We start from the raw sequence: 21,582 nt of genomic DNA, 5'->3' as shown, positions 1-21,582 counted from the left end.
CGCTTACCCGGCGTTGCGCACCGGCATCACATGCACCAGCGCCAGGTCGAGCCGCACACAGGTGCGCTGCCCGGGAGCGAGAGGCGCCGCTTGCGGTCCGGACAAGGTGAGCCGCAGCGACGCGCCGGGGGCCGGCTCCAGCAACAGCGTCACCAGCGTGATCTCCCCCAGATGGCGCAGCTCGGCCACGGTGGCGCAGAAGTCGCCGGGTGCCTGCGACGGGGCGCCCGGCAGGTGAATGCCTTCGCCGTGAATCACCCAGCTCACGGCCTGGCCCGGATCCAGGCGGCCCTTGTCGCGCACGCGCAGCACGGTGCTGCGCCCTTCTTCCTTAGCGCCGCCTGGCGTGCCGTCGGTCCAGCGCAGCAGGCCCCAGCCCCCCTCACCCGATGTTTCGCCCGATGTTTCGTCCGGCCCCAGCCACACGCCGTGAAAGCGGTTCTGGATACCCACCAGGTCGGCCACCCGGGCGTTGCGCGGCGCGCGGTGGATGCTGGCCGGCGCGCCCTGCTGCAACACGCGCCCGGCGTCGATCACCACCAGCTGGTCGCACAGCAGGCGCGCCTCGTTGAGATCGTGCGTGACCAGCACGATGGGGATGTCCAGCTCGCGCCGCAGTTCGGCCAGCAAGGCATACAGGCCGTGGCGGCTCATCTGGTCCACCGCGGAAAAAGGCTCGTCCAGCAGCAGCAGTGCCGGCTCGCGTGCCAGCGCCCGCGCCACCGCCACACGCTGCTGCTCGCCGCCCGACAGGTGCGCGGGCCGGCGCGCCTGCTGCCCGGGCGTCAGGCGCACATGGTCGAGCCAGTGCCGCGCGCGCTCGCGGCGCTGCTCGCGCGGCAAGTGCAGCAGCGCCAGCGCCACGTTGTCCAGGGCGCTCAGGTGCGGCATCAACGCATAGTTCTGGAACACCAGGCCGACATGGCGTTGTTGCGGCGGCACAAACACGCCACCGGCGGTGTCGCACCAGACCTGCTCGCCCACCAGCACGCGCCCGTGCGCCGGACGCATGAGTCCGGCCATGATGCGCAGCATGGATGTTTTTCCCGCACCCGACGGCCCCACCAGCGCCAGCATCTCGCCGGGCGCGCAGCGAAACTGCGCCGACAGGACCATGGGCTGGGCCTGTTCCACCTCAACCACCAGTGCCCTGCTTGCCGGGGCGCTCATGGACGACGCACCAGCCGGGCCGACGCGACAAAGGAAAAACCGACCGCCAGCAGCGACAGCAGCAGCAAGGCCAGCGACATCTGGTTGGCCGCCGCCAGGTTGAACCCCTGCACCTGGTCGTAGATGGCAATGGCGATCGTGCGGGTTTCACCCGGAATGCTGCCGCCCACCATCAGCACCACGCCGAACTCACCCAGCGTGTGCACAAAGGTCAGCACCATGGCCGACAACACGCCGGGCCAGACCAGCGGCAGCTCCACCAGGCGAAAGGTCTGCCAGCCGCCCAGGCCGCTGACGGCGGCGGCTTCAGCCAGGTTGCGGGGCACAGCCTCGAAGGCGCGCTGCACCGGCTGCACCATGAAGGGAATGTTGAACACGAGCGAGGCGATCAGCAGCCCCAGGAAGTTGAAGGTCAGCTCGACCCCCAGCCACTGCCGCGCCCACTGCCCGATGGGCGAGGCGCCACCCAGCGACACCAGCAGGTAATAACCCAGCACGGTAGGCGGCAGCACCAGCGGCAAGACCACCACGGCCTCCACCCAGGCCTTGCCGCGAAAGCCGGTGTAGGCCAGCCAGCGTCCGGTCAGCACGCCGGCGGGCAGCAGGATCACCAGCGTGACGGCCGCCAGCTTGAGCGAGAGAAAAAGGGCGGACCAGTCCATGCCTACTCTTTGGACATGACAAAGCCGTAGCGGCCCATCACCGCCTGCGCGGCCGGCGTGCCGATGAAGTCGTAAAACGCCTGCGCGGCCGGCTCGGCATTTTTCAGCAGCACCATGCGCTGGCGCAGCGGCTGGTGCCAGCTGTCGGGAATCAGCGCAAACGTGCCCAGCCTGCCCACACTGGGCGCCAACGCCAGCGACTGCGCGATGATGCCGCCCTGGGCTCCCCCCGAAGAGGCAAACTGCGCGGCCTGGGAGATGTTTTCACCGAGCACCAGCCGCGGCTGCACCTGGCTCCACAGGCCGGCGTGTTGCAGCGCCTCTCTGGCCCGGGCGCCATAAGGGGCGTGATCGGGGTTGGCGATGGCGAATTTCTGCAGCCGCCCGTCTTTCAGCGCCGCCGCCAGGTCCTTCAGTTCACTGTCGGCCTTCAGGACCGAACCATGCGGCACCAAGATACCGATGCGGCCCAGCGCATACAGCCTGCCGCGGTCACGCGTCCTGCCGGCGTCCGCCAGTTTGAACACAAAATCCTCGTCGGCCGAGAGAAACATCTGGAAAGGCGCGCCCTGCAGGATCTGCGAATAGAAGTTGCCCGACGAGCCGAATACCAGGCGAAGCTTGTGCTTTTTTTCCTTCTCGAACAGAACAGCCACTTCCTCCAGCGCGAACTTCAGGTCCGACGCCGCCACGATCACGGGCTGCGCCTGCGCGCGGCCCGGCAGGCCACCCAGGCCCATGGCGGCACTGAGCCACAGGGTCGTGATGAACGCTTTCAGAAACATCGTTTGATTATCCCTTCCCGCCTGCCGAAAAAGACAAGGGCCGACGAACGCTTTACAACCAGCGTTTGAGCAGCCCCATGATCTGGTCGAAACGTTTGCCATACGGCGGGTAGAACAAGTCGCCGCGCGCCCACTTTGACGACACCAGCACCGGTTTTTGCTGGGTGAAACGCAGGAAGCCGGTTTCGCCGTGGTAGGCACCCCAGCCGCTGTCGCCAACGCCGCCAAAGGGCAGGTTGTCATGGGCGATGTGCATCAGCGTGTCGTTGACCGTCACGCCGCCGCTCACGGTGCGCGCCAGCACCGCGTCCCGCGCGGCCGTGTCGGTGCCGAACCAGTACAGGGCCAGCGGACGTGGCCGGTCGTTGATGTAGCCGATGGCTTCGTCCAGCGTGGCATACGGCAGCACCGGCAGCACCGGGCCGAAAATTTCCTCGTCCATCAGCTTCATGGCCAGTGTGGTGCCGAACACCAGCACCGGCGCCATCTGGCGCGAGGCTTGGTCGGCGACCCCGCCGCCCGGGTTCAGCACCTGCAGCCGCGCGCCCTCGCCTTCGGCCTGGGCCAGCAGCGCCTGCAGGCGCTCGTGGTGGCGCGGGCTGATGATGGCCGCGTAGTCGGGGTTGCCGGCGATGGTGGGAAACAGCCTGGCAACGGCGCCGGCAAAGGCTTCGCCAAAAGCGGCTTCCCTGCCCTCGGGCACCAGTACATAGTCGGGCGCAATGCAGGTCTGCCCGGCGTTGAGCAGCTTGCCGTGCGCAATTTTCAGGGCCACGCTGTCGAAGTCGCTGGACGCGTCGACGATACACGGCGACTTGCCGCCCAACTCCAGCGTGGTGGGCGTCAGGTTGGCGGCGGCGGCCTCGGCCACCTTGCGCCCGGTGGCGGTGGAGCCGGTGAACACCAAGTGGTCAAAAGGCAGGTGGGTGAAGGCCGCCGCCAGCGCGGCGTCGCCCTCGACCACACAGAACTCGTCGGCCGCAAACGCCTGGCCAATCAGCTGCCCCATGAGGGCCGAGGTGCGCGGCGTCAGCTCGCTCGGCTTGAGCATGACGCGGTTGCCCGCCGCCAGGGCCGTGATGGCCGGCGCCAGCGCCAGTTGCACCGGGTAGTTCCAGGGCGAGATCACCCCGACCACGCCCAGGGGCTGGCGCTGCAACCAGGCGCTCGACGGCTGCAGGTAGATCGGCGTGGACACCTTCACCGGCTTGACCCACTTCGGCAGATGTTTCAGCGTGTGCGACAGCAAGGTGCGCAGCACAAACATGTCGGCAATTTCGGTCAGCTGCGGCGAACGCACGCCGAAGTCGGCCTGCACGGCCAGCGCCAGCGCCGCGCCGTGCTCATCGAGCAGGCGGCGCATGCGTTGCAGCCTGTCCCGGCGCAAGGCCAGCGGCACCTCGACCTGGGCGCGGCTGGCGCGGTGCTGGGCGTCAAACAGGGAACGAAGGGAAAGTTCGGTGACGGCGGCAGAGGGGGTGAAGGCGTTCATCCGGCGATGATAGGCCGCAATACGCTTTCCGGGGTGGTCCGGATCTACCCTTTCGCGGCTGGCAGCAATGCTGCTCAGTTAGCTCCGTTCACGCTGAGCCTGTCGAAGGGCTGCAAGGCTTCGACAGGCTCAGCCCGAACGGTATATGAACAGTATCAGGGCTGGCGGCCGATTTTTGCAAGCAAAAAGTGCCTCCAGCCCCGTATACACGGACGCTAGAAGCTATCACTTTCATAGCAACCGACAGTACTGCGCAGTCCGCCCCGCACGGCAAGCACCACCGCAATGGGTTAAGGTAAGGCCCCATGAACACGACCACTTCCACCCAGAAACTCGAGGCGGCGCTGGCCGCAATTGCAGCCGCCGGCGATGAAGGCCGGCGCATTTACACGCGGCTGTACGCCGACGCCGCCCGCACGGCCGCGCTGGCCGCCGACCGGCGTGCCGCCAGCGGCCAGCCGCTGGGCCCGCTGGACGGCCGCATCGTCTCGATCAAGGACTTGTTCGACGTGGCCGGCGAAGCCACCACCGCCGGCTCGGCCCTGCTGCGCGATGCCGCGCCGGCGACCAAAGATGCCGTGGTGGTCAGCCGCCTGCGTGCGGCCGGCGCCGTCATCATCGGCAAAACCAACATGACCGAGTTCGCCTTCTCGGGCGTCGGCATCAACCCGCATTACGGCACACCCGGCAACGCACTGGACATCAGCCGAATCCCGGGCGGCTCGTCCTCGGGCGCGGGCGTGTCGGTGGCGCGCGGCATGGCCGAGATCGCCATCGGCTCGGACACCGGCGGCTCGGTGCGTATCCCCTCGGCGCTCAACGGCCTGGTGGGTTTCAAGCCGACCCAGGCGCGGGTCACGCGCGAAGGCGCTTTTCCGCTGTCCTTCACCCTGGACACCTTGGGACCGCTGTGCCGCAGCGTGGCGGACGCCGCCGCCACCGACAGCGTGCTGGCCGGCATCGCGAATGAACCCCTGCCGCAGCGCGATGTACGCGGCCTGCGCCTGGGCGTACCGCGCGGCCTTCTGTTCAGCCAGGCGCAGGACGAGGTGCTGGCCGCCGTGGAACAAGCCCTGGCGCAACTCGCGGGCGCTGGCGCCCAGGTCCGCGATGAAGCCCTCGACGACTTGCTTGGCGAACCCTTTCGCCTGCAGGAGCGCGGCACCCTGGTGGCCGCCGAGGCGGCGTGGATTCACCGTGACTGGGTCGATAGCCAGCCCGACGACTACGACCCCATCGTGCTGGGGCGCATCCGCCGCGGCCAGACGCTGGATGCGGCGACTTATGTCGGCATCCAGCAGGCCCGTGCCGCGCTGCTGCCTGCACTCGACGCGCGCTTGACAGATCTCGATGCACTGGTGCTGCCCACCGTGCCGCTGCTGGCGCCGCGCATCAACGACGTGTTGGCCGAAGACGTGTTTTTGCGCACCAATGCCTTGCTGCTGCGCAACCCCTCGGTCTTCAACTTCTTTGACCTGCCGGCGTTGACCTTGCCGCTGCCGCGCGGCGGCGGGCTGGCGGTGGGGCTCATGCTGGTCGGCAAACGCGGCGCCGACCGCGAGCTGCTGGCGCTGGGCGCGGCGGTGGAAGGGCTGCTCAACCCTGTCTGACTTGTCATTGCGGCCTTGAGCCGCAATCCATGGTGACAATCAGGCGGCTCTGGTTTGCAGGCATGGATCCCTGATCGCGTCCGGGATGACAAACCTCAAGCCCACAAGGCCTTCATCGCCTGCGAGAAATCCGCGGCCAGCCCGGGCCAGCCGGCCACCTGCCCGCCGCTGACCACGCGCCGCCCCGCCACAAACACCTCGCTGAAACGCGCATCGGGGCTGGAGAACACCATGGCGTCCAGCAGGTGATCGGCCGGAATGCCCAGCAGCGCCGGCGACGCGGTATCGACGACGACAAAATCCGCACGCTGGCCGGGCGCGATGCCGCCCAGCGGCAGCGAGGTGGCGGCGTGCCCGCCGGCCAGCGCAGCGTTGAACAGGTTGTCCGCCGTGCTTGAGCTGGCCGGCAGGCGGCCCGCGATGTTGCGCCGGCGCAGGCTCAGGCGCTGTGAATATTCGAGCAGGCGCAGCTCTTCCTGCCAGCTGCGTGTGACATGGCTGTCGGAGCCTATGGACCAGTGGCCGCCCGCCGCCGCATAGGCTGGCAGGTCAAACACACCGTCACCCAGGTTGGCCTCGGTGCTGGGGCAAATCACGATCGCCGCTCCGCTTTTTTGCACAGCCTGCAGCTCGGCCGGGGTGGACTGGGTGGCGTGCACCAGGTTCCAGCGTGCATCGACCGGTGCGTGGGCAAGCAGCCACTCGACAGGCCGTGCGCTCAGTGCGGCGACGCAATCCTGCACCTCCTGCATCTGCTCGGCAATGTGGATGTGCACCGCCATGCCTCGTGCATGGGCCGCTGCTGCCACCTCGTGCAGCGCCGACTCGTCCACGGCGCGCAGCGAATGGATGGCCAGGCCGGTGTTGACATGGCGACCGCCCTGGCGCAACACCTCCTCGGCCAGGCGCAGCACCGAATCGGGCGTGGAGGCAAAACGCCGCTGGTCCTCACGCAGGCCGTGTGCCGCAAAACCCGAACGCATGTACAGCGTGGGCAGCAGGGTCAGGCCCATGCCCACGCGCTGCGCGGCACGCACCAGCGCCAGCGACATGGCCGGCGGGTCGGCATAAGGCTGGCCATCGGTATGGTTGTGCAGGTAGTGGAACTCGCAGACCTGCGTGTAGCCGGCCTGCAGCAGCTCGGCATACAGCAGCGCCGCCACGGCTTCAAGCTGCCCGGGCGTGATGCGCAGCGCGGCGCTGTACATGCGGTCGCGCCAACTCCAGAAATCATCGTCGCCGCCCATGGACCGCTCGGTCAGCCCGGCGATGGCGCGCTGGAAAGCATGGCTGTGGGCGTTGACCAGCCCCGGCAACACCGGCCCGGCCAGGCGCACCGCCCCGCGCTGCGCTTCCTCCACCGCGTTGGGCTCGATGCTGGCCCAGGTGCCGTCGGCCGCCACCGCCAGCAGCACATCCTGCGTCCAGGCGCCGTCCACCCAGGCCTGGGGTGCGAAATAACGTGTCACCTCAGCGGCCATACAGCTTGCAGGCAGCGGCCAGGCTGCCCGCCACCATGTTCCTGAGCACCGGCTGGATTTTTTGCGCCAGCGCTTCGTCATAGGCAAACGGTGCCACTTCCTGCATGTACAGGCTCTGGCATTTTTCGAGCTGGACCGCGTGCGCATGCTCGGCAGGCCGGCCGTATTGCCGCGTGATGTAGCCGCCCTTGAAACGGCCGTTGACGATGCTGCTCACACCGCCGACCCCGGCGCAGGCGGCAGCCGCGGCGTCGGTGATGGATACATCCGCCGCCGCGCCATTGGCCGTGCCGATGTTCAAGTCCGGCAGGCGGCCCTCGAACAGCCAGGGGATTTCGGAACGGATGCTGTGTGCGTCCCACAGCAGCACAAAACCGTGCTGCGCCTTCAGGCGTGCCAGCTCTGCGGCCAGCGCCGCATGGTAGGGCTGCCAGTACGTTTCGCGTCGGCGCAGGCGCTCGGCCGGGTCGGGTGCCCGGCCCTCCTTGTAGAGGAGATCGCCGTTGAAGAAATGCGTCGGGCACAGCTCGGTGTTCGAGGCACCGGGGTACATGGGCGCATCGTCGGGCGGGCGGTTCAGGTCAATCACATAACGCGAATACCGCGGCGTGATCACGCTGGCGCCCAGCGCAGGCAGGAAGTCGTACAGCCGCGGCAGATGCCAGTCGGTGTCTTCCATGCCCAGTGCGCGTTCGGCGTAGTCGCCTTGCAGCTCCGGCGGAATGTCGGTACCGGTGTGCGGCATGCTGACCAGCAAGGGGACCTTGCCGCGTTGCAGGGTAAAACTCATACAGGCTCACCATTCAAAACAAGTCGAAGCCGCCCAGGGCACCGAGGGCACCAAGCCGACAGGGAACCAGTCCGGGCGGCAACGAACAAAAAAAAGATCAGCTCCGGGACAGGACCGCACGCAGGAAATCACGCGTTCGGGTTTGCGCCGGGTTGGTGAAAATGATATCGGGTGGCCCTGCTTCGATCACCACACCGCCATCCATCACCACCACGACGTCGCCCACCTCGCGCGCAAAGTCCATTTCATGGGTCACGACCATCATCGTCATGCCCTCGCTCGCCAGCAGCTTCATGACCTGCAACACCTCCCCCACCAGCTCGGGGTCCAGCGCGGAAGTGGGCTCGTCAAACAGCATGACCTTGGGCTGCATGGCCAGCGCCCGGGCAATGGCCACCCGCTGCTTTTGCCCGCCGGACAGGCTGGCGGGCATGGCATGGGCCTTTTCGGCCAGGCCCACCTTCTCGAGCAGCGCCATGGCTTCGGACTCCGCCTCTTTCCTGGAAACACCGCGCACCTTGCGCGGGCCGACGGTGATGTTGTCAATCACCGGCAGGTGGGGAAACAGGTTGAAAGACTGGAACACCATGCCGACGTCTTCCCGCAAATGGTTGAGCGCCACCTCGCCTAGCATCCGGCCGTCGTCGACCAGCGTGCGCCCGCAGATCTCGACACGGCCCTGCTCGGGTGTCTCCAGCCCGTTGCAACAGCGCAAAAAAGTGCTTTTCCCCGACCCGCTGGGCCCGATGACCACCACCACCTGCGAGGGCTGGACATCGAAATCGATGCCCTTCAACACGGCGTGGTCGCCAAAAGACTTGCGCAAGCCGCGTATGCTGACAATCGCCTGTTCGTTTTTCATTGCACCATGCCTCCCGCACGCAGTCGCTGTTCGATGTGGCGCAGCGCCAGCGTGGTCAGCCCGGTCAGAACAAAATACATCACCGCGATGGCGAGGTAAACCTCCAGCGAGCGGTAGGACACGCTGATGATTTTCTGCCCCTCATGCATCAGGTCGTGAATGGTCAGCAGGGACACCAGCGCCGAATTCTTGATCAGCGCAATGAACTCGTTGCCCAGCGGCGGAATCATGCGCACCAGCGCCTGCGGCAGGATGATGCTGCGCATGGCCGTGCCATACGACATGCCCACGGACCGCGCAGCTTCCATCTGGCCCCGGTCAATCGACTGGATGGCCCCGCGCACGATCTCCGACACATAGGCGCCTGAGTAAATGCCCAGGCCGATCACGCCACAGACAAAGGCCGGCAGCAGGATGCCGAACTGCGGCAAGCCGAAAAACAGCAGGAACAGTTGCACCAGCAAGGGCGTCCCCCGAATCGCGGCCACGTAACTGGTGCACAGCGCATACACCACGCGCCTTTTCGGGTTGAGACGCCCTATCCCCACCAGCAGCCCCATGACGCAACCGAGCGCCAGGGACACCGCGGTAATTTCCACGGTGACCAGACCGCCCTGAAGCAGGTTGCGCCAGCCAGCCCACACGGGGGAGAAATCAAGTTCCATCTGATGCGCTCCGCGGTTGACGGCTTACTGTTTACTTGGTGGTGCCGCTAAACCACTTTTTGACGATCTGTGCATAGGTGCCATCGGCCTTGAGTTTGGCCAGTGCGCCGTTGACGGCCCGGGTCAGCTCGGGGCTGTCCTTGCGCAGCGCCATGCCGTACTCTTCGGTCGTGATCTGTTGCTCCAGCACGCGCTGGCCGCCGCGCGTGCGCACATACTGGAACGCTGCGGGCTTGCCGGTCACGGCAGCATCGGCGCGGCCGATCTCGACCAGGTTGAACATCTCCTGGTTTTTTTCAACCTCCACCAGTTGCACCTGCGGGTGATTGGCGGCCAGGTAGGACACCGACTTGGTGCCGACCTGCACGGCCACCTTTTTGCCATTGAGGTCTGCCAGCGTCTTGATGCCGGTGTTGCCCTCCTTGACCATGGCCACCAGACCACCCGCGTAGTACGAGTCCGTGAAATCGACGACCTTCTTGCGGTCATCCGTGATGTAGATGGCTGACACCGCCATGTCAAAACGCTTGGAAATGAGCCCAGGGATCAGGCCCTTGAAATCGATATCGACCCATTCGACGCGCTTGTTCAATACCTTGCCCACCGCCTCGACCAGCTCGATGTCGAAGCCGGTGCGCTTGCCGGCCTCGACGTATTCCATGGGCGGGAAGGTGGCATCGGTACCGACGCGCAAGACGTCTTGCGCATGGGCGCTCACAGCACCCAGGCCAAGGACGGCAAAGCAGGAAAGCAGAAATTGACGGCGGAAGTTCATGGGATTTTCTCCAGGGGTTAATGAATCAAGGTACTCAAGCTTCGGGAAATGCGGGCGGCGGTCACCACCGTCATCTGAATCAGGGGGGAATGTTTGTCCTGGATGCGCACGCTCGGTGCCATGAGCGTCAAGGCGCCGACGGCTTGTTGTCCCATAGCGAACAAGGGTGCGCTGACGCCCCAGACACCGGCATCCACCTCCCCGTGGCTGACGGCAAAGCCGGCCTTGCGGATCGCGTCCAGCTCGGCCAGCAGTTCGGGCTGCGGCAGGCCGGCGCGTGTGGCACCCAAAGCCGCGTCCCGGGCCACCTCGGGCAGGTGCGCCAGCAGGCATTTCGCCGAAGCGCCTTTTTCCAGGGGGACGCTGCGGCCTTTTTCAAAAGAGCAGCGCAGGGCTTGCCGGCTCTCGACCATCTCGATGCAAATGGCCTGGCCGTTCACCGCGACGATCAGACCCACACTTTCCTGGGACTGCTGCGCCAGCACCTGCATGTCCTGGCGTGCCTGCTGGGCCAGGTGGGACGCCATGTCGAAACCCAGCGCCAGTTGGAGGCTCAGCGGGCCGGGGGCGTACCGCCCCTCCACTTCAAGAACAAAACCCCAGCGTTTGAGGGCATGGAGCTGGCGGTAAAGCGTGCTCTGGCTCAGGCCCGTCTTGCGCACCAACTCCGTCGCTGTCAATGGATGCCCTTGCTGCGCCAGTGTGGCAAGCACCACCAGCGCGCGATCAACCGCGGAGACAGCATGGGAAGCATGGGAATCAGGCGACATCGTTTCAGTATCCGGTTCTTGCCTGCACGCGTAAAACACAATTTCTCATTGGCTGGGAATAGCCCTCTCTTTTTTGAGTTTTGGCAAAGCGCAACCCCGGTTTCATCATCCAGTGACCAGGGTCCGCCGTCAGGATGGCGGACATCACGACTATCCTGACGCCGTCCTTGTGCTGCGGTGCGCCGCAAAACTCATACCAGCTCACCCTTGAACACCGTCTGCAGGCGCGGATTCGCGCCCATGGCATAGGCCAGTTGCGCGGGATGAGCCACATCCCACAACACGAAGTCGGCCCGCAAGCCGGGGGCAAGCACGCCGCGGTCGGACAGCCCCAACGCCTTCGCCGCGTGGCGTGTCACGCCGGCCAGCGCCTCCTCGGGCGTCAGGCGGAACAGCGTGCAGGCCATGTTGAGCATCAGCAGCAGCGAGGTGCAGGGCGAGCTGCCGGGGTTGCAGTCGGTCGAGATCGCCATCGCCACGCCATGCTGGCGCAGCAGGGCCACCGGCGGCACTTTTGTTTCGCGCAGGAAATAAAACGCGCCCGGCAGCAGCACCGCCACGCTACCAGCCTGGGCCATCGCCTCCGCACCCGCCTCGCTCAGCCACTCCAGGTGATCGCAACTGAGCGCGCCATAACGCGCCGCGAGCTGCGCACCGCCGCTGTCGCTGAGTTGCTCGGCGTGCAGCTTGACCGGCAAGCCCAGCGCATGCGCAGCCTGAAACACCCGTTCGGTCTGGGCCGTGTTGAAGGCAATCCGTTCACAAAATACATCGACCGCATCGACCAGGCCTTCGGCATGCAGCAGCGGCAGCATGCGCACCACCTCGTCCACATAGGCATCCTGCCGGCCGGCGAATTCGGGCGGCAGCGCGTGCGCGCCCAGAAAGGTGGTGCGCACCTCGACCGGCTGGCTGCGGCCCAGCGCACGCGCCACGCGCAAGGCCTTGCGTTCATGTTCGAGCGCGAGGCCGTACCCCGACTTGATCTCCAGCGTGGTCACACCTTCAGCCAGCAGGGCCAACAGGCGTTTGCGGCTTTGCGCCTCCAGCTCATCCTCGCTCGCCGCACGTGTGGCTTTCACCGTCGAGGCGATGCCGCCGCCGGCACGCGCGATGTCTTCGTAACTCGCGCCCTGCAGCCGCAACTCGAATTCCTGCGCACGGTCGCCGCCGTAGACCAGATGGGTGTGGCAATCGATCAGGCCCGGCGTGACCAGCGCGCCGCCGGCATCATGCTCGCGCGTGCAGCGTGCCGCCAGGTCCGCCGGCAACTCGCGGTGCGGACCGACCCAGGCGATGCGTTCGTCCTCCAGCACCAGGGCTGCGTCTTCGATCAGGCCGTAAGGCGCAGGATGCGCGGGCTGCAAGGTGGCCACGCGGCAATGCCGCCAGAGCTGCACCGTCATCGGGCCATTTCCATCCAGAGCGCGCTTGTTGCTTCGATGCGCACCGAGGCCCCATCGGCCAGCACACGCCAGGCCAGGGTGTGCGGCGGCACCGTCACAAACTTCCTGTTGACCTGCACGGTCACCGGCTCGTCCCAGGCATACACGGCGACGCGTGTGCCGGGTTTGACCTCCACATCCAGCGCACCCAGAACGCGGACCAGGCGCGCGCTGCCACGCCCCTTCCTGATCATGAGGTTGAAGTCTTCGGTGGGCCCGTCGATCAGTTCGCAATGGCAGGCCAGGGCGCCGTCAAAACACAGCGGCTCACCTTGCGGCGTCAACTCCCGCGTTTGCCCGTCCAGCGTGAGCCGCACGCCGGCACCGCCCAGCACGGCGAACCAGCGCTGCACCCCTTCATAAGGCGAAAACGGTCCGCTTTTTTCGACCTCGGCCACCGAGATGCGCCAGTCCCAGTCCTGCGCGACAGGCCAGGCCAGCAGCTCGCGCGTGATGCCGCCGCCGTTGCGCCAGGCGGTGGGCGCCACCTCTTCCAGGGGGATGATTTGCCAGCTCATGGGGGGACCTCCGCTTGACGGGTGCACATTGGGAATAGGTGACCATTCATGCCTGAAATTGTCCTGCAAAGCTGTAACGCGTGCCGGGATAAATCAGCCGGGCCACGCTGGCCACATGGGCCCCGCTGACGGTGCGCCGCATCATGGCCAGGCAGGGCTCGCCGCGCTTGATGCCCAGTTGTCTGGCCTCCTGCGCCGTGGGCAGGCAGGCCTCGATCGAATAACTGGCCTCGGTCAGCGGTGCGTGTTGCAGCAGGTGGTGGGTGGGTGTGGTCAGCGTGAAGTCGGTTTCCAGGAAATCGGGCGCCGCCGCCGGATTGACGTAGCGGTCTTCGTACTGGATGGGAACGCCGTTTTCAAGATGCACCAGCATGGTGTGAAAAATCCGGGCACCCGTGCGCAGGCCCAGCGTCCTGGCGAGGTCGGCGCTGGCCTTTTCGGCCTCCACCATCAGCACCCGGGTGGTGTGCACATGGCCGCGCTCGACCACTTCTTCATGAATGTCGCGAATCGTGAGTCGGGAGGAGATGCGGTGCAGCTCGGCCACGCGTGTGCCGGAGCCCTGCACACGCGTCACCATGCCCTCGGCGGTCAACTCGCGCAGGGCACGGTTGGCCGTCATGCGGCTGATGCCGAACTGCGCCGCCAGCGTCGCCTCACTGGGCACCGGGTCGCCGGGCTTCCAGGTACCGGCGCTGATCCGCGTCTTGATGAAGGCCTTGACCTGCTCGTAGGCAGGCAACAGGGTTTTTGCCATAAGCCGTAGATTACCCCAGTTGACACAAGTTGTATAGACAACTAGGATTTGCCGGAACGAATCTTGCGTGTCCCATCCGGCCCGCCAAGACAGCCATGAAGGAGCCAGCCGTGTCAGACCTTTCACAAACCCCTTTCCTCGACAGCCAGGCCAGGCCGGTGCGTGCGCCGCGCGGCAGCACCCTGAGCTGCGCCAACTGGCAGATCGAAGCGGCCTACCGCATGATCCAGAACAACCTGGACCCGGAAGTTGCCGAGAACCCCGACGAGCTCGTGGTCTATGGCGGCATCGGCAAGGCAGCGCGCAATTGGCCGGCTTTCGATGCCATCCTCGACTCGCTGCGAAAACTCAAGCCCGACGAAACCCTGCTGGTGCAATCAGGCAAACCGGTCGGCGTGTTCCGCACCCACCCTGGCGCGCCACGCGTGCTGATCGCCAACTCCAACCTGGTGCCCAAATGGGCTACCTGGGAACACTTCAACGAGCTCGACCGCGCCGGCCTGATGATGTACGGCCAGATGACAGCCGGCAGCTGGATCTACATCGGCACGCAGGGCATCGTCCAGGGCACCTACGAAACCTTTGTCGAAGCCGGCCGCCAGCATTTCAACGGAGATTTAGCCGGCCGCTGGGTGCTGACCGCCGGCCTGGGCGGCATGGGCGGTGCGCAGCCGCTGGCGGCCACCTTCGCCGGCGCCTGTTCGCTCAACATCGAGTGCCAGCAGTCGCGCATCGATTTCCGTCTGCGCACCCGATACGTCGACAAGCAGGCCAAAGACCTCGACGAAGCGCTGGAGTTGATCAAGCATCACACCAGCCGCAAGGAAGCGGTGTCGATTGCCCTGTGCGGCAACGCGGCCGAGATCGTGCCCGAGCTGGCTCGCCGCGCCGCGGCCGGCGGCATGCGCCCCGACCTGGTGACGGACCAGACCTCGGCGCACGACATCATCAACGGCTACCTGCCTGCGGGCTGGAGCGTCGCGCAATGGCAGGCCGCGCAGAAAGACCCGGCACAACATGCGGCGCTGACGAAAGCAGCCGGCGAATCCTGCGCCACCCATGTCAAGGCCATGCTCGAATTTCACGCCATGGGCATCCCCACCGTGGACTACGGCAACAACCTGCGCCAGGTCGCCAAGGACTTCGGCGTCGCCAACGCGTTTGACTACCCGGGCTTTGTGCCCGCCTACATCCGGCCGCTGTTCTGCCGCGGCGTTGGCCCCTTCCGCTGGGTGGCGCTCAGTGGTGACCCCGAAGACATCCGCAAGACCGACGCGAAGATGAAGGAACTCTTCCCCGACAACAAGCCGCTGCACCGCTGGCTGGACATGGCCGAGGAACGCATCAGCTTCCAGGGCCTGCCGGCACGCATCTGCTGGATAGGCCTGGGCGAACGGCATTTGGCGGGCCTGGCTTTCAACGCGATGGTGAAGTCGGGCGAGCTCAAGGCACCCATCGTGATCGGCCGCGACCACCTCGACAGCGGATCGGTCGCCTCGCCGAACCGCGAAACCGAAGCCATGAAGGACGGCAGCGACGCGGTCAGCGACTGGCCGCTGCTCAACGCCCTGCTCAACACCGCCAGCGGCGCCACCTGGGTCAGCCTGCACCACGGCGGCGGCGTCGGCATGGGGTATTCGCAGCACTCGGGGGTGGTCATCGTCTGCGACGGCACCGACGAAGCGGCAGAGCGTATCGAACGCGTTCTGTTCAACGACCCGGCCACCGGCGTGATGCGCCATGCCGATGCCGGCTACGAGATCGCCATCGCCAGTGCGAAAGAAAACGGTTTGAACCTGCCCATGATCGGCTGAACCCACCGAAGCTGTCCTGAGCTTGACGAAGGATCGAAGCCTGTCCCGAACTGCATGGGAACCCTTCGACAAGCTCAGGGCGAACGGATAAGCAAGCACCCATGCCAGACAAAGAACTCCTGATTCCCGGCCAGCTGTCCATGGCGCAGTTGCGCCGCCTTTGCGCGGTCCTGCCGCCACCCGTCCGGCTGGACGCGGCCTGCCGGCCGGGCGTGCGTGCCAGCGCGTCGCTGGTCCACCAGGCCGCCAGCGGTGGCGCGGCGGTGTATGGCGTGAACACCGGCTTCGGCAAGCTGGCCAACACGCGTATCGCAAAGGAAGACCTGGCCATTTTGCAGCTCAAACTGCTGCGTTCGCACGCGGTCGGTGTTGGCGAGCCGCTGTCTCGCCGCGTGGTGCACCTGATCCTGCTGCTCAAGGCGGCCAGCCTGGCGCGGGGTTATTCGGGTGTGCGCGAGGAAGTCATCGACGCCCTGCTGGCACTGCACAACCACGGCATCTGTCCTGTCATTCCCTGCCAGGGCTCGGTGGGCGCTTCGGGCGACCTGGCGCCGCTGGCCCATTTGTGTCTGCCGCTGATCGGCGAAGGCGAAGTTTTCTACAAGGACCAGCGATTGCCGGCCGCCGCTGCGCTGAAGCAGGCCGGCCTGCAAGCCCTGCAGCTCTCGGCCAAGGAAGGCCTGGCGCTGATCAACGGCACGCAGGTCTCAACCGCGCTGGCGCTCGACGCACTGTTCGCCACCGAGCGTCTGCTTGAAGCGGCGGTGATCTCCGGCGCCATGACGCTGGACGCCGCGCGCGGCAGCGATGGCCCGTTTGACCCGCGCATCCATGCGGTGCGCGGCCAGCCCGGGCAAATCACCTGCGCGGCCGCCTACCGCGCGCTGATGGTCGGCAGCGAAATTCGCCGCTCGCACCTGGACAACGACGACCGTGTACAGGACCCGTATTGCCTGCGCTGCCAGCCGCAGGTCATGGGTGCCTGCCTGGACCAGATGCGTTACGCCGCCAGGGTGCTGGCGATCGAGGCCAATGCCGTGACCGACAACCCGCTGGTGTTTGCCGACATTCCATCCGTTCGGGCTGAGCCTGTCGAAGCCGCAGACCCTTCGACAGGCTCAGGGCGAACGGAAACGAAGGTAGGAGCGGTCACAGGCAGCCTGCTCTCCGGCGGGAATTTCCACGCCGAGCCGGTCGCGTTGGCCTGCGACGCGCTGGCCGTAGCCATTGCAGAGATCGGCGCCATCACCGAGCGCCGCATCGCCATGCTGGTCGATACCGTGGTGTCGCGCCTGCCGCCTTTCCTCACACCAGACGCCGGGCTCAACTCCGGCTTCATGATCGTGCACGTCACGGCGGCCGCGCTGGCCTCCGAGAACAAGTCGCTGGCGCACCCGGCCAGCGTGGACAGCCTGCCAACCTCGGCCAACCAGGAAGACCACGTCAGCATGGCCACCTTTGCGGCACGCCGCCTGCAGCCCATGCTGCGCAACACGGCGCATATCGTCGGCATCGAGTTGCTGGCCGCGGCCCAGGGCATTGAATTTTTACGCCCGTTGAAAAGCTCTGCGCCGCTCGAGCGCGTGTTGCGCCTGATCCGCATCGTTTCGCCGGCCATGATGGAAGACCGCAGCCTGGCCCGCGACATGGAGGCCGTGCACCATCTGGTGGCAAGTGGTGACATTGCACGCGCACTGGATGCGGACATGCCGGAACTGCATGCCCTGCGTTTGGCCAATACGGCACCGGCCCCCATGGCCCTGGCATGAACACTGCATACCCTCCGATCACCCGTCCCTTCGCAAGTCAACCCAAGGAGTTCCCATGAAGAAGCTGCTGACCCTGTCCCTCGTCGCCCTGGCCTGCGCAAGCGCGCAAGCCCAGGAAACCAAAATCACGCTGGGCATGTCGGGCTGGACCGGCTTTGCGCCGCTGACCCTGGCCAAGGAAGCCGGCATCTTCAAGAAGAACGGCCTGGACGTGTCGATCAAGAAGATCCCGCAGAAAGACCGTCACCTCGCCATTGCCTCCGGTGACGTGCAGTGCGCCGCCACCACGGTGGAGACCTGGATCGTCTGGAACGCCAACGGCGTCGCCACCACGCAGATCTTCCAGCTCGACAAGAGTTACGGCGCCGACGGTATGGTGGTCAAACCCAACATCAGCAAGATCAGCGACCTCAAGGGCAAAACCGTAGCTGCCAGCGCGCCCGGCACCGCGCCCTGGTTCACCCTGGCCTGGATGCTCAAGAAAAACGGCCTGAGCCCGAAAGACGTGAAAATCGTCAACCTCGAGCCGCAAGCCGCCGCCAACGCGATGATTGCCGGCACCGACGGCATCGACGCGGCCATGACTTACGAGCCTTACCTGGGCGCCGTGCGTGCCAAACCGGAAGCCGGCAAGATCATCGCCACCACGCTGGACTACCCGATGATCATGGACACCGTGGGCTGCACGCCCAAGTTCCTGGCCGACAACCCGAAAGCCGCCAAGGCCCTGGCCGACAGCTATTTCGAAGCGCTCGAGATGATCAAGAAGGACCCGCAGAAGAGTTTTGAAATCATGGGCGCCGACGTCAAGCAGCCGGCCGACAAGTTCGAGGCCAGCCAGAAGTACCTGCGCTGGCAGGACCGCGCCGCCAACCAGAAGTTCTTTGCCGGTGAACACGCCGCCTTCAGCAAGGAAGCCGCCGAGCTGCTGCTGGAAGCCGGTGTCATCAAGGCGCTGCCCGACATGAGCAAGCTGGCTGACACGCGATTCCTGAAATAACCAACTTGTCATTCATGCCCGGGCGCCGTTGCTGACGGCGCCCGGGTCATGGATCCCGGATCGAGTCCGGGATGATAGGCCCCAAATACACACAACGATGCGCCCTCTCCAACCTGTCGCCCCCGGTGTCCGCATCACGCTGGGCACTTCTTTCTTCGTCCTCTTCTTCGCGGTGTGGGCCTTTGCCACTTTCGGCGGCTACGTGTCCAAAACCTTTCTCGCCGACCCGGTGACCATGGTGCGCTCGGGTTACGACCTGCTGGTCAACCAGGGTTTCATCAAGGACATCGGCATGACGGTGTGGCGCGTGCTGGGCGGCTTCCTGATCGCTGCCGTGCTGGCCGTGCCGCTGGGTGTGCTGATGGGCGCCTACAAACCTATCGAAGCCTTTTTTGAACCCTTTGTGAGTTTTGCGCGTTACCTGCCGGCCTCGGCCTTCATTCCGCTGCTGATCCTCTGGGCCGGCATTGGTGAAGCGCAAAAGCTGGCGGTTATTTTTATCGGCTCGTTTTTCCAGCTGGTGCTGATGTTCGCGGTCAGTGTGGGCAACACGCGGCGCGACCTGGTCGAAGCCGCCTACACGCTGGGCGCGGGCGACCGCGGCATCGTCACGCGGGTGCTGCTGCCCAGCAGCGCGCCCGAGATTGCCGAAACGCTGCGCATGGTGCTGGGCTGGGCCTGGACCTACGTGATCGTCGCCGAGCTGATAGGCGCGTCCAGCGGCATCGGCCACATGATCACCGACAGCCAGGCGCTGCTGGCCACCGACCAGATCATCTTCGGCATCATCGTGATCGGCGTGATTGGCCTGGTCACCGACTTTGCATTTAAAGCCCTGAACCGAAAGTTGTTCCCGTGGGCAAGATTGTGAGCCCCCACGCTTGCCACTTCGTGTGCTGCGCTGCCCCCCGGGGGGGCGCTGCGCCTGCGGCCCGGCAAAGCCGGTTCCGCGGCCCCGGCTTGAAAAGACAGCGTCCAGACTCGTCCCACTGCATTGCTTATCCATGACCATTCTTGAAATTTCCCAGGTCTCCAAGACATTCGCCGGCGCCAACGGCGGCACGGTCGCACTGCAGGCCACCGACCTCAGTGTGGCCGAGAACGACTTCATCACCATCCTCGGCCCCTCGGGCTGCGGCAAAAGCACGCTGCTGCGCATGGTGGCCGGGCTGGACACCCCGAGCACCGGCAGCATCACGCTGGACGGCCGGCCGGTCACCGGTCCGGGCGCTGACCGCGGCATGGTGTTCCAGAGCTACACCCTGTTCCCCTGGCTCAGCATTCTCGAGAACGTCTGTTTTGGCCTGCGCGAAAAAGGCCTGCCGCTGGCCGAACAGCATGCGATTGCGCGTCCCTTCATCAACAAGGTGGGCCTGAAGGGTTTCGAGAACCATTTCCCCAAGCAGCTCTCGGGCGGCATGCAGCAGCGCACCGCACTGGCGCGCGCGCTGGCCAACAACCCGCGCATGTTGCTGATGGACGAGCCCTTCGGCGCGCTGGACCACCAGACCCGCGAGCTGATGCAGGAACTGCTGCAGGGCATCTGGGAGGCCGAACGCAAAACCGTGCTGTTTGTGACCCACGACATCGACGAGGCCATCTTCATGGGCAACCGCGTGGTGGTGATGAGCGCGCGCCCCGGCCGCATCAAGTGCGACCTGAAGGTAGACATTGCCCACCCGCGCCACTACTCGGTCAAGACCACGCCGGTGTTCATGGAGTTGAAGGCGCGCCTGACTGAAGAGATCCGCATCGAGGTGCAGCGTGCCGCCGGTCTGCTGACCGGGGCTGCCTGAACACTTTCAAGAAAAAAACGGCTCCAGCCCTTGATCTGCTTGCGCCAGCAGCTATCAACTTCGTAGCAAAAACGGATCGTGGTCTTTGCCGTCGCCGATCAGCGGTCCCTGCTTGAAAATGCCGCTGATGCGCAAGGCCGGCTCACCGTCGGCCGTCACCAGGCCCTGGATGAAAATAATGTTGCGCGTGCTGCGCAGGATGTCGGCCTGGCCTTGCACCCACGCCCCCAGCCTGGCCGGCGCCAGGTAATCGATTTGCAGGCTGATGGTCGGCAGGAAACGCCTGTCGGTGTCGGTCTGGTACATCGCCGCGCAGGGCAGCATCATGTCCGCAAACGACGCCAGCATACCGCCGTGGCACATCTGCAGCGGGTTGCTGTGCCGTTCCTCGACACGAAAGCCCAGCAGCAGACGCTGGCCTTCCAGCCGCGCGTAGAACGGGCCATTGACCTCGATAAAGGGGCCACCGACACGAACAGGAACAAAACCATCGGGGATGGCGGACGAAGAGGCAGAGGTGGTTTCAGGCATTCCGGATGCTAACCGGCGCGCGGCTCGCGGCCCGTCCGCTCGGCGACTGCGGCGTGATGGTCGGCCTGCGGCCTCGCCGCCGCGCGGAATACGCAGGCCGCGGGCTTGGTCTACAGTTGCCGTTCCAACAACCGTCCACTCCGCACCGCACCACCCCGCCATGAACGATCTCTCTGCCTTCCCCATCACCCGGAAATGGCCTGCGCTGCATCCCGAGCGCATCCAGCTTTATTCACTGCCCACGCCCAACGGCGTCAAGGTCTCGATCATGCTGGAAGAGACCGGCCTGCCTTACGAGCCGCACCTCGTGAGCTTCGAGACCCACGACCAGATGTCGCCGGAATTCATCTCGCTGAGCCCCAACAACAAGATCCCGGCCATCCTCGACCCGAACGGCCCGGGCGGCAAGCCGCTGGGCCTGTTCGAGTCCGGCGCCATCCTGATCTACCTGGCTGAAAAAACCGGAAAATTCCTGCCACCCGACGCCGCCGGCCGTTATGAAACCATCCAGTGGCTGATGTTCCAGATGGGCGGCATCGGCCCGATGTTCGGCCAGCTCGGTTTCTTCCACAAGTTCGCCGGCAAGGACTACGACGACAAGCGTCCGCGCGACCGCTACCTGGCTGAAACGAAACGGCTGCTCGGGGTGCTGGAACGGCGGCTCGCCGGCCGGACCTGGATCATGGGCGACGACTACACCATCGCCGACATCGCCACCTTCGGCTGGGTGCGCAACCTGATCGGGTTCTATGAGGCCGGTGAGCTGGTCGGCATCACCGACTTTCCTAACGTGCTGCGTGTGCTGGAAACGTTTGTGGCGCGGCCGGCGGTTGTCAAAGGCCTGGGCATTCCCGCGCGGACATGACCGTGATGCCTGCGGGCAAAGACCA

The 21,582-nt window shown here is 65.6% G+C and carries 22 protein-coding genes; 7 read left to right on the top strand and 15 right to left on the bottom strand.

What is annotated here, in order from left to right:
* Nucleotides 1-3: 3 nt before the first annotated feature.
* The 4 genes from PSV40_RS20060 to PSV40_RS20045 are packed head-to-tail and all read right to left on the bottom strand — an operon-like array spanning nucleotide 4 to nucleotide 4,109.
* On the bottom strand, nucleotides 4-1,170 hold the full coding sequence (locus PSV40_RS20060; RefSeq protein WP_300541197.1) for an ABC transporter ATP-binding protein: 1,167 nt from the start codon (nucleotides 1,168-1,170) through the stop codon (nucleotides 4-6).
* The gene (gene modB / locus PSV40_RS20055) at nucleotides 1,167-1,832 is read right to left on the bottom strand and encodes a molybdate ABC transporter permease subunit (protein WP_300541196.1); all 666 of its coding nucleotides are present in this window, start codon (nucleotides 1,830-1,832) and stop codon (nucleotides 1,167-1,169) included. The genes PSV40_RS20060 and modB overlap by 4 nt, the downstream gene beginning before the upstream one ends.
* Nucleotides 1,833-1,834: 2 nt before the next feature.
* On the bottom strand, nucleotides 1,835-2,617 hold the full coding sequence (modA, locus tag PSV40_RS20050; protein WP_300541195.1) for a molybdate ABC transporter substrate-binding protein: 783 nt from the start codon (nucleotides 2,615-2,617) through the stop codon (nucleotides 1,835-1,837).
* Between the two features lie 52 nt (nucleotides 2,618-2,669).
* Nucleotides 2,670-4,109, bottom strand: a complete 1,440-nt coding sequence (locus PSV40_RS20045) for a coniferyl aldehyde dehydrogenase (RefSeq protein ID WP_300541194.1) — start codon at nucleotides 4,107-4,109, stop codon at nucleotides 2,670-2,672.
* Nucleotides 4,110-4,414: 305 nt separating this feature from the next.
* Here PSV40_RS20045 and PSV40_RS20040 point away from each other — a divergent pair, with 305 nt between their 5' ends.
* Nucleotides 4,415-5,719, top strand: a complete 1,305-nt coding sequence (locus tag PSV40_RS20040) for an amidase (RefSeq protein ID WP_300541192.1) — start codon at nucleotides 4,415-4,417, stop codon at nucleotides 5,717-5,719.
* 95 nt (nucleotides 5,720-5,814) lie between these two features.
* Here the strand turns inward: PSV40_RS20040 and PSV40_RS20035 are convergent, their stop codons facing one another.
* The 10 genes from PSV40_RS20035 to hutC all read right to left on the bottom strand — a co-directional run bounded on the left by PSV40_RS20035 (nucleotide 5,815) and on the right by hutC (nucleotide 13,782).
* Nucleotides 5,815-7,200: a formimidoylglutamate deiminase gene (locus PSV40_RS20035; protein ID WP_300541190.1), complete on the bottom strand. Its 1,386-nt coding sequence runs from the start codon at nucleotides 7,198-7,200 to the stop codon at nucleotides 5,815-5,817.
* On the bottom strand, nucleotides 7,190-7,990 hold the full coding sequence (gene hutG / locus PSV40_RS20030; RefSeq protein WP_300541188.1) for an N-formylglutamate deformylase: 801 nt from the start codon (nucleotides 7,988-7,990) through the stop codon (nucleotides 7,190-7,192). The genes PSV40_RS20035 and hutG overlap by 11 nt, the downstream gene beginning before the upstream one ends.
* 97 nt (nucleotides 7,991-8,087) lie before the next feature.
* Nucleotides 8,088-8,852 (bottom strand): amino acid ABC transporter ATP-binding protein, encoded by a 765-nt coding sequence (locus PSV40_RS20025; protein WP_300541186.1) that lies wholly within the window; start codon nucleotides 8,850-8,852, stop codon nucleotides 8,088-8,090.
* Nucleotides 8,849-9,517 carry an amino acid ABC transporter permease gene (locus PSV40_RS20020; RefSeq protein ID WP_300541184.1) on the bottom strand — a complete coding sequence of 223 codons (669 nt, stop codon included), beginning with the start codon at nucleotides 9,515-9,517 and terminating at the stop codon, nucleotides 8,849-8,851. Before PSV40_RS20020 ends, PSV40_RS20025 begins: the two co-directional genes overlap by 4 nt.
* Nucleotides 9,518-9,548: 31 nt before the next feature.
* Nucleotides 9,549-10,292: a transporter substrate-binding domain-containing protein gene (locus PSV40_RS20015; protein ID WP_300541182.1), complete on the bottom strand. Its 744-nt coding sequence runs from the start codon at nucleotides 10,290-10,292 to the stop codon at nucleotides 9,549-9,551.
* 17 nt (nucleotides 10,293-10,309) lie between these two features.
* Nucleotides 10,310-11,062: an IclR family transcriptional regulator gene (locus tag PSV40_RS20010; protein ID WP_300541180.1), complete on the bottom strand. Its 753-nt coding sequence runs from the start codon at nucleotides 11,060-11,062 to the stop codon at nucleotides 10,310-10,312.
* Nucleotides 11,063-11,066: 4 nt separating this feature from the next.
* Nucleotides 11,067-11,207: a hypothetical protein gene (locus PSV40_RS20005; protein WP_300541178.1), complete on the bottom strand. Its 141-nt coding sequence runs from the start codon at nucleotides 11,205-11,207 to the stop codon at nucleotides 11,067-11,069.
* Nucleotides 11,208-11,253: 46 nt separating this feature from the next.
* Nucleotides 11,254-12,468, bottom strand: coding sequence for an imidazolonepropionase (gene hutI, locus PSV40_RS20000; protein WP_300541176.1), 1,215 nt, complete (start codon nucleotides 12,466-12,468; stop codon nucleotides 11,254-11,256).
* Complete coding sequence (locus tag PSV40_RS19995; protein WP_300541175.1) at nucleotides 12,465-13,025, bottom strand: HutD family protein; 561 nt, start codon at nucleotides 13,023-13,025, stop codon at nucleotides 12,465-12,467. The genes hutI and PSV40_RS19995 overlap by 4 nt, the downstream gene beginning before the upstream one ends.
* 46 nt (nucleotides 13,026-13,071) lie before the next feature.
* Nucleotides 13,072-13,782, bottom strand: coding sequence for a histidine utilization repressor (gene hutC, locus PSV40_RS19990; RefSeq protein WP_300541173.1), 711 nt, complete (start codon nucleotides 13,780-13,782; stop codon nucleotides 13,072-13,074).
* 95 nt (nucleotides 13,783-13,877) lie between these two features.
* Here hutC and hutU point away from each other — a divergent pair, with 95 nt between their 5' ends.
* The 5 genes from hutU to PSV40_RS19965 all read left to right on the top strand — a co-directional run bounded on the left by hutU (nucleotide 13,878) and on the right by PSV40_RS19965 (nucleotide 20,161).
* Nucleotides 13,878-15,596, top strand: coding sequence for a urocanate hydratase (gene hutU, locus PSV40_RS19985; protein WP_300541171.1), 1,719 nt, complete (start codon nucleotides 13,878-13,880; stop codon nucleotides 15,594-15,596).
* Nucleotides 15,597-15,697: 101 nt separating this feature from the next.
* Nucleotides 15,698-17,365, top strand: a complete 1,668-nt coding sequence (hutH, locus tag PSV40_RS19980; protein WP_300541169.1) for a histidine ammonia-lyase — start codon at nucleotides 15,698-15,700, stop codon at nucleotides 17,363-17,365.
* 55 nt (nucleotides 17,366-17,420) lie between these two features.
* Complete coding sequence (locus tag PSV40_RS19975) at nucleotides 17,421-18,365, top strand: ABC transporter substrate-binding protein (RefSeq protein ID WP_300541167.1); 945 nt, start codon at nucleotides 17,421-17,423, stop codon at nucleotides 18,363-18,365.
* 97 nt (nucleotides 18,366-18,462) lie between these two features.
* Nucleotides 18,463-19,236 (top strand): ABC transporter permease, encoded by a 774-nt coding sequence (locus PSV40_RS19970; protein ID WP_300541165.1) that lies wholly within the window; start codon nucleotides 18,463-18,465, stop codon nucleotides 19,234-19,236.
* A 133-nt stretch (nucleotides 19,237-19,369) separates the two neighbouring features.
* A complete protein-coding gene (locus tag PSV40_RS19965) occupies nucleotides 19,370-20,161 on the top strand; it encodes an ABC transporter ATP-binding protein (RefSeq protein WP_300541163.1) in 792 nt (263 codons plus the stop codon).
* A 54-nt stretch (nucleotides 20,162-20,215) separates the two neighbouring features.
* On the opposite strand, the gene PSV40_RS19960 is transcribed toward PSV40_RS19965, so the two are convergent.
* Nucleotides 20,216-20,692, bottom strand: coding sequence for a PaaI family thioesterase (locus PSV40_RS19960; RefSeq protein WP_300541161.1), 477 nt, complete (start codon nucleotides 20,690-20,692; stop codon nucleotides 20,216-20,218).
* Nucleotides 20,693-20,852: 160 nt separating this feature from the next.
* On the opposite strand from PSV40_RS19960, the gene PSV40_RS19955 reads away from it, so the two are divergent.
* Nucleotides 20,853-21,557, top strand: coding sequence for a glutathione binding-like protein (locus PSV40_RS19955; protein ID WP_300541159.1), 705 nt, complete (start codon nucleotides 20,853-20,855; stop codon nucleotides 21,555-21,557).
* Nucleotides 21,558-21,582: the final 25 nt, after the last annotated feature.

The sequence above is a fragment of the Polaromonas sp. genome (genome assembly GCF_029945925.1).
Taxonomy (GTDB): domain Bacteria; phylum Pseudomonadota; class Gammaproteobacteria; order Burkholderiales; family Burkholderiaceae_C; genus Polaromonas.
The sequence above is the reverse complement of the archived record's forward strand: the minus strand, read 5'-3'. Positions and strand labels throughout refer to the sequence as shown.

Bases quoted from the DNA above. Each gene is read 5' to 3' on its own strand.
- PSV40_RS20060 (WP_300541197.1), bottom strand. From the start codon at position 1,170: ATGAGCGCCCCGGCAAGCAGGGCACTGGTGGTTGAGGTGGAACAGGCC.
- modB (WP_300541196.1), bottom strand. From the start codon at position 1,832: ATGGACTGGTCCGCCCTTTTTCTCTCGCTCAAGCTGGCGGCCGTCACG.
- modA (WP_300541195.1), bottom strand. From the start codon at position 2,617: ATGTTTCTGAAAGCGTTCATCACGACCCTGTGGCTCAGTGCCGCCATG.
- PSV40_RS20045 (WP_300541194.1), bottom strand. From the start codon at position 4,109: ATGAACGCCTTCACCCCCTCTGCCGCCGTCACCGAACTTTCCCTTCGT.
- PSV40_RS20040 (WP_300541192.1), top strand. From the start codon at position 4,415: ATGAACACGACCACTTCCACCCAGAAACTCGAGGCGGCGCTGGCCGCA.
- PSV40_RS20035 (WP_300541190.1), bottom strand. From the start codon at position 7,200: ATGGCCGCTGAGGTGACACGTTATTTCGCACCCCAGGCCTGGGTGGAC.
- hutG (WP_300541188.1), bottom strand. From the start codon at position 7,990: ATGAGTTTTACCCTGCAACGCGGCAAGGTCCCCTTGCTGGTCAGCATG.
- PSV40_RS20025 (WP_300541186.1), bottom strand. From the start codon at position 8,852: ATGAAAAACGAACAGGCGATTGTCAGCATACGCGGCTTGCGCAAGTCT.
- PSV40_RS20020 (WP_300541184.1), bottom strand. From the start codon at position 9,517: ATGGAACTTGATTTCTCCCCCGTGTGGGCTGGCTGGCGCAACCTGCTT.
- PSV40_RS20015 (WP_300541182.1), bottom strand. From the start codon at position 10,292: ATGAACTTCCGCCGTCAATTTCTGCTTTCCTGCTTTGCCGTCCTTGGC.
- PSV40_RS20010 (WP_300541180.1), bottom strand. From the start codon at position 11,062: ATGTCGCCTGATTCCCATGCTTCCCATGCTGTCTCCGCGGTTGATCGC.
- PSV40_RS20005 (WP_300541178.1), bottom strand. From the start codon at position 11,207: ATGTCCGCCATCCTGACGGCGGACCCTGGTCACTGGATGATGAAACCG.
- hutI (WP_300541176.1), bottom strand. From the start codon at position 12,468: ATGACGGTGCAGCTCTGGCGGCATTGCCGCGTGGCCACCTTGCAGCCC.
- PSV40_RS19995 (WP_300541175.1), bottom strand. From the start codon at position 13,025: ATGAGCTGGCAAATCATCCCCCTGGAAGAGGTGGCGCCCACCGCCTGG.
- hutC (WP_300541173.1), bottom strand. From the start codon at position 13,782: ATGGCAAAAACCCTGTTGCCTGCCTACGAGCAGGTCAAGGCCTTCATC.
- hutU (WP_300541171.1), top strand. From the start codon at position 13,878: ATGAAGGAGCCAGCCGTGTCAGACCTTTCACAAACCCCTTTCCTCGAC.
- hutH (WP_300541169.1), top strand. From the start codon at position 15,698: ATGCCAGACAAAGAACTCCTGATTCCCGGCCAGCTGTCCATGGCGCAG.
- PSV40_RS19975 (WP_300541167.1), top strand. From the start codon at position 17,421: ATGAAGAAGCTGCTGACCCTGTCCCTCGTCGCCCTGGCCTGCGCAAGC.
- PSV40_RS19970 (WP_300541165.1), top strand. From the start codon at position 18,463: ATGCGCCCTCTCCAACCTGTCGCCCCCGGTGTCCGCATCACGCTGGGC.
- PSV40_RS19965 (WP_300541163.1), top strand. From the start codon at position 19,370: ATGACCATTCTTGAAATTTCCCAGGTCTCCAAGACATTCGCCGGCGCC.
- PSV40_RS19960 (WP_300541161.1), bottom strand. From the start codon at position 20,692: ATGCCTGAAACCACCTCTGCCTCTTCGTCCGCCATCCCCGATGGTTTT.
- PSV40_RS19955 (WP_300541159.1), top strand. From the start codon at position 20,853: ATGAACGATCTCTCTGCCTTCCCCATCACCCGGAAATGGCCTGCGCTG.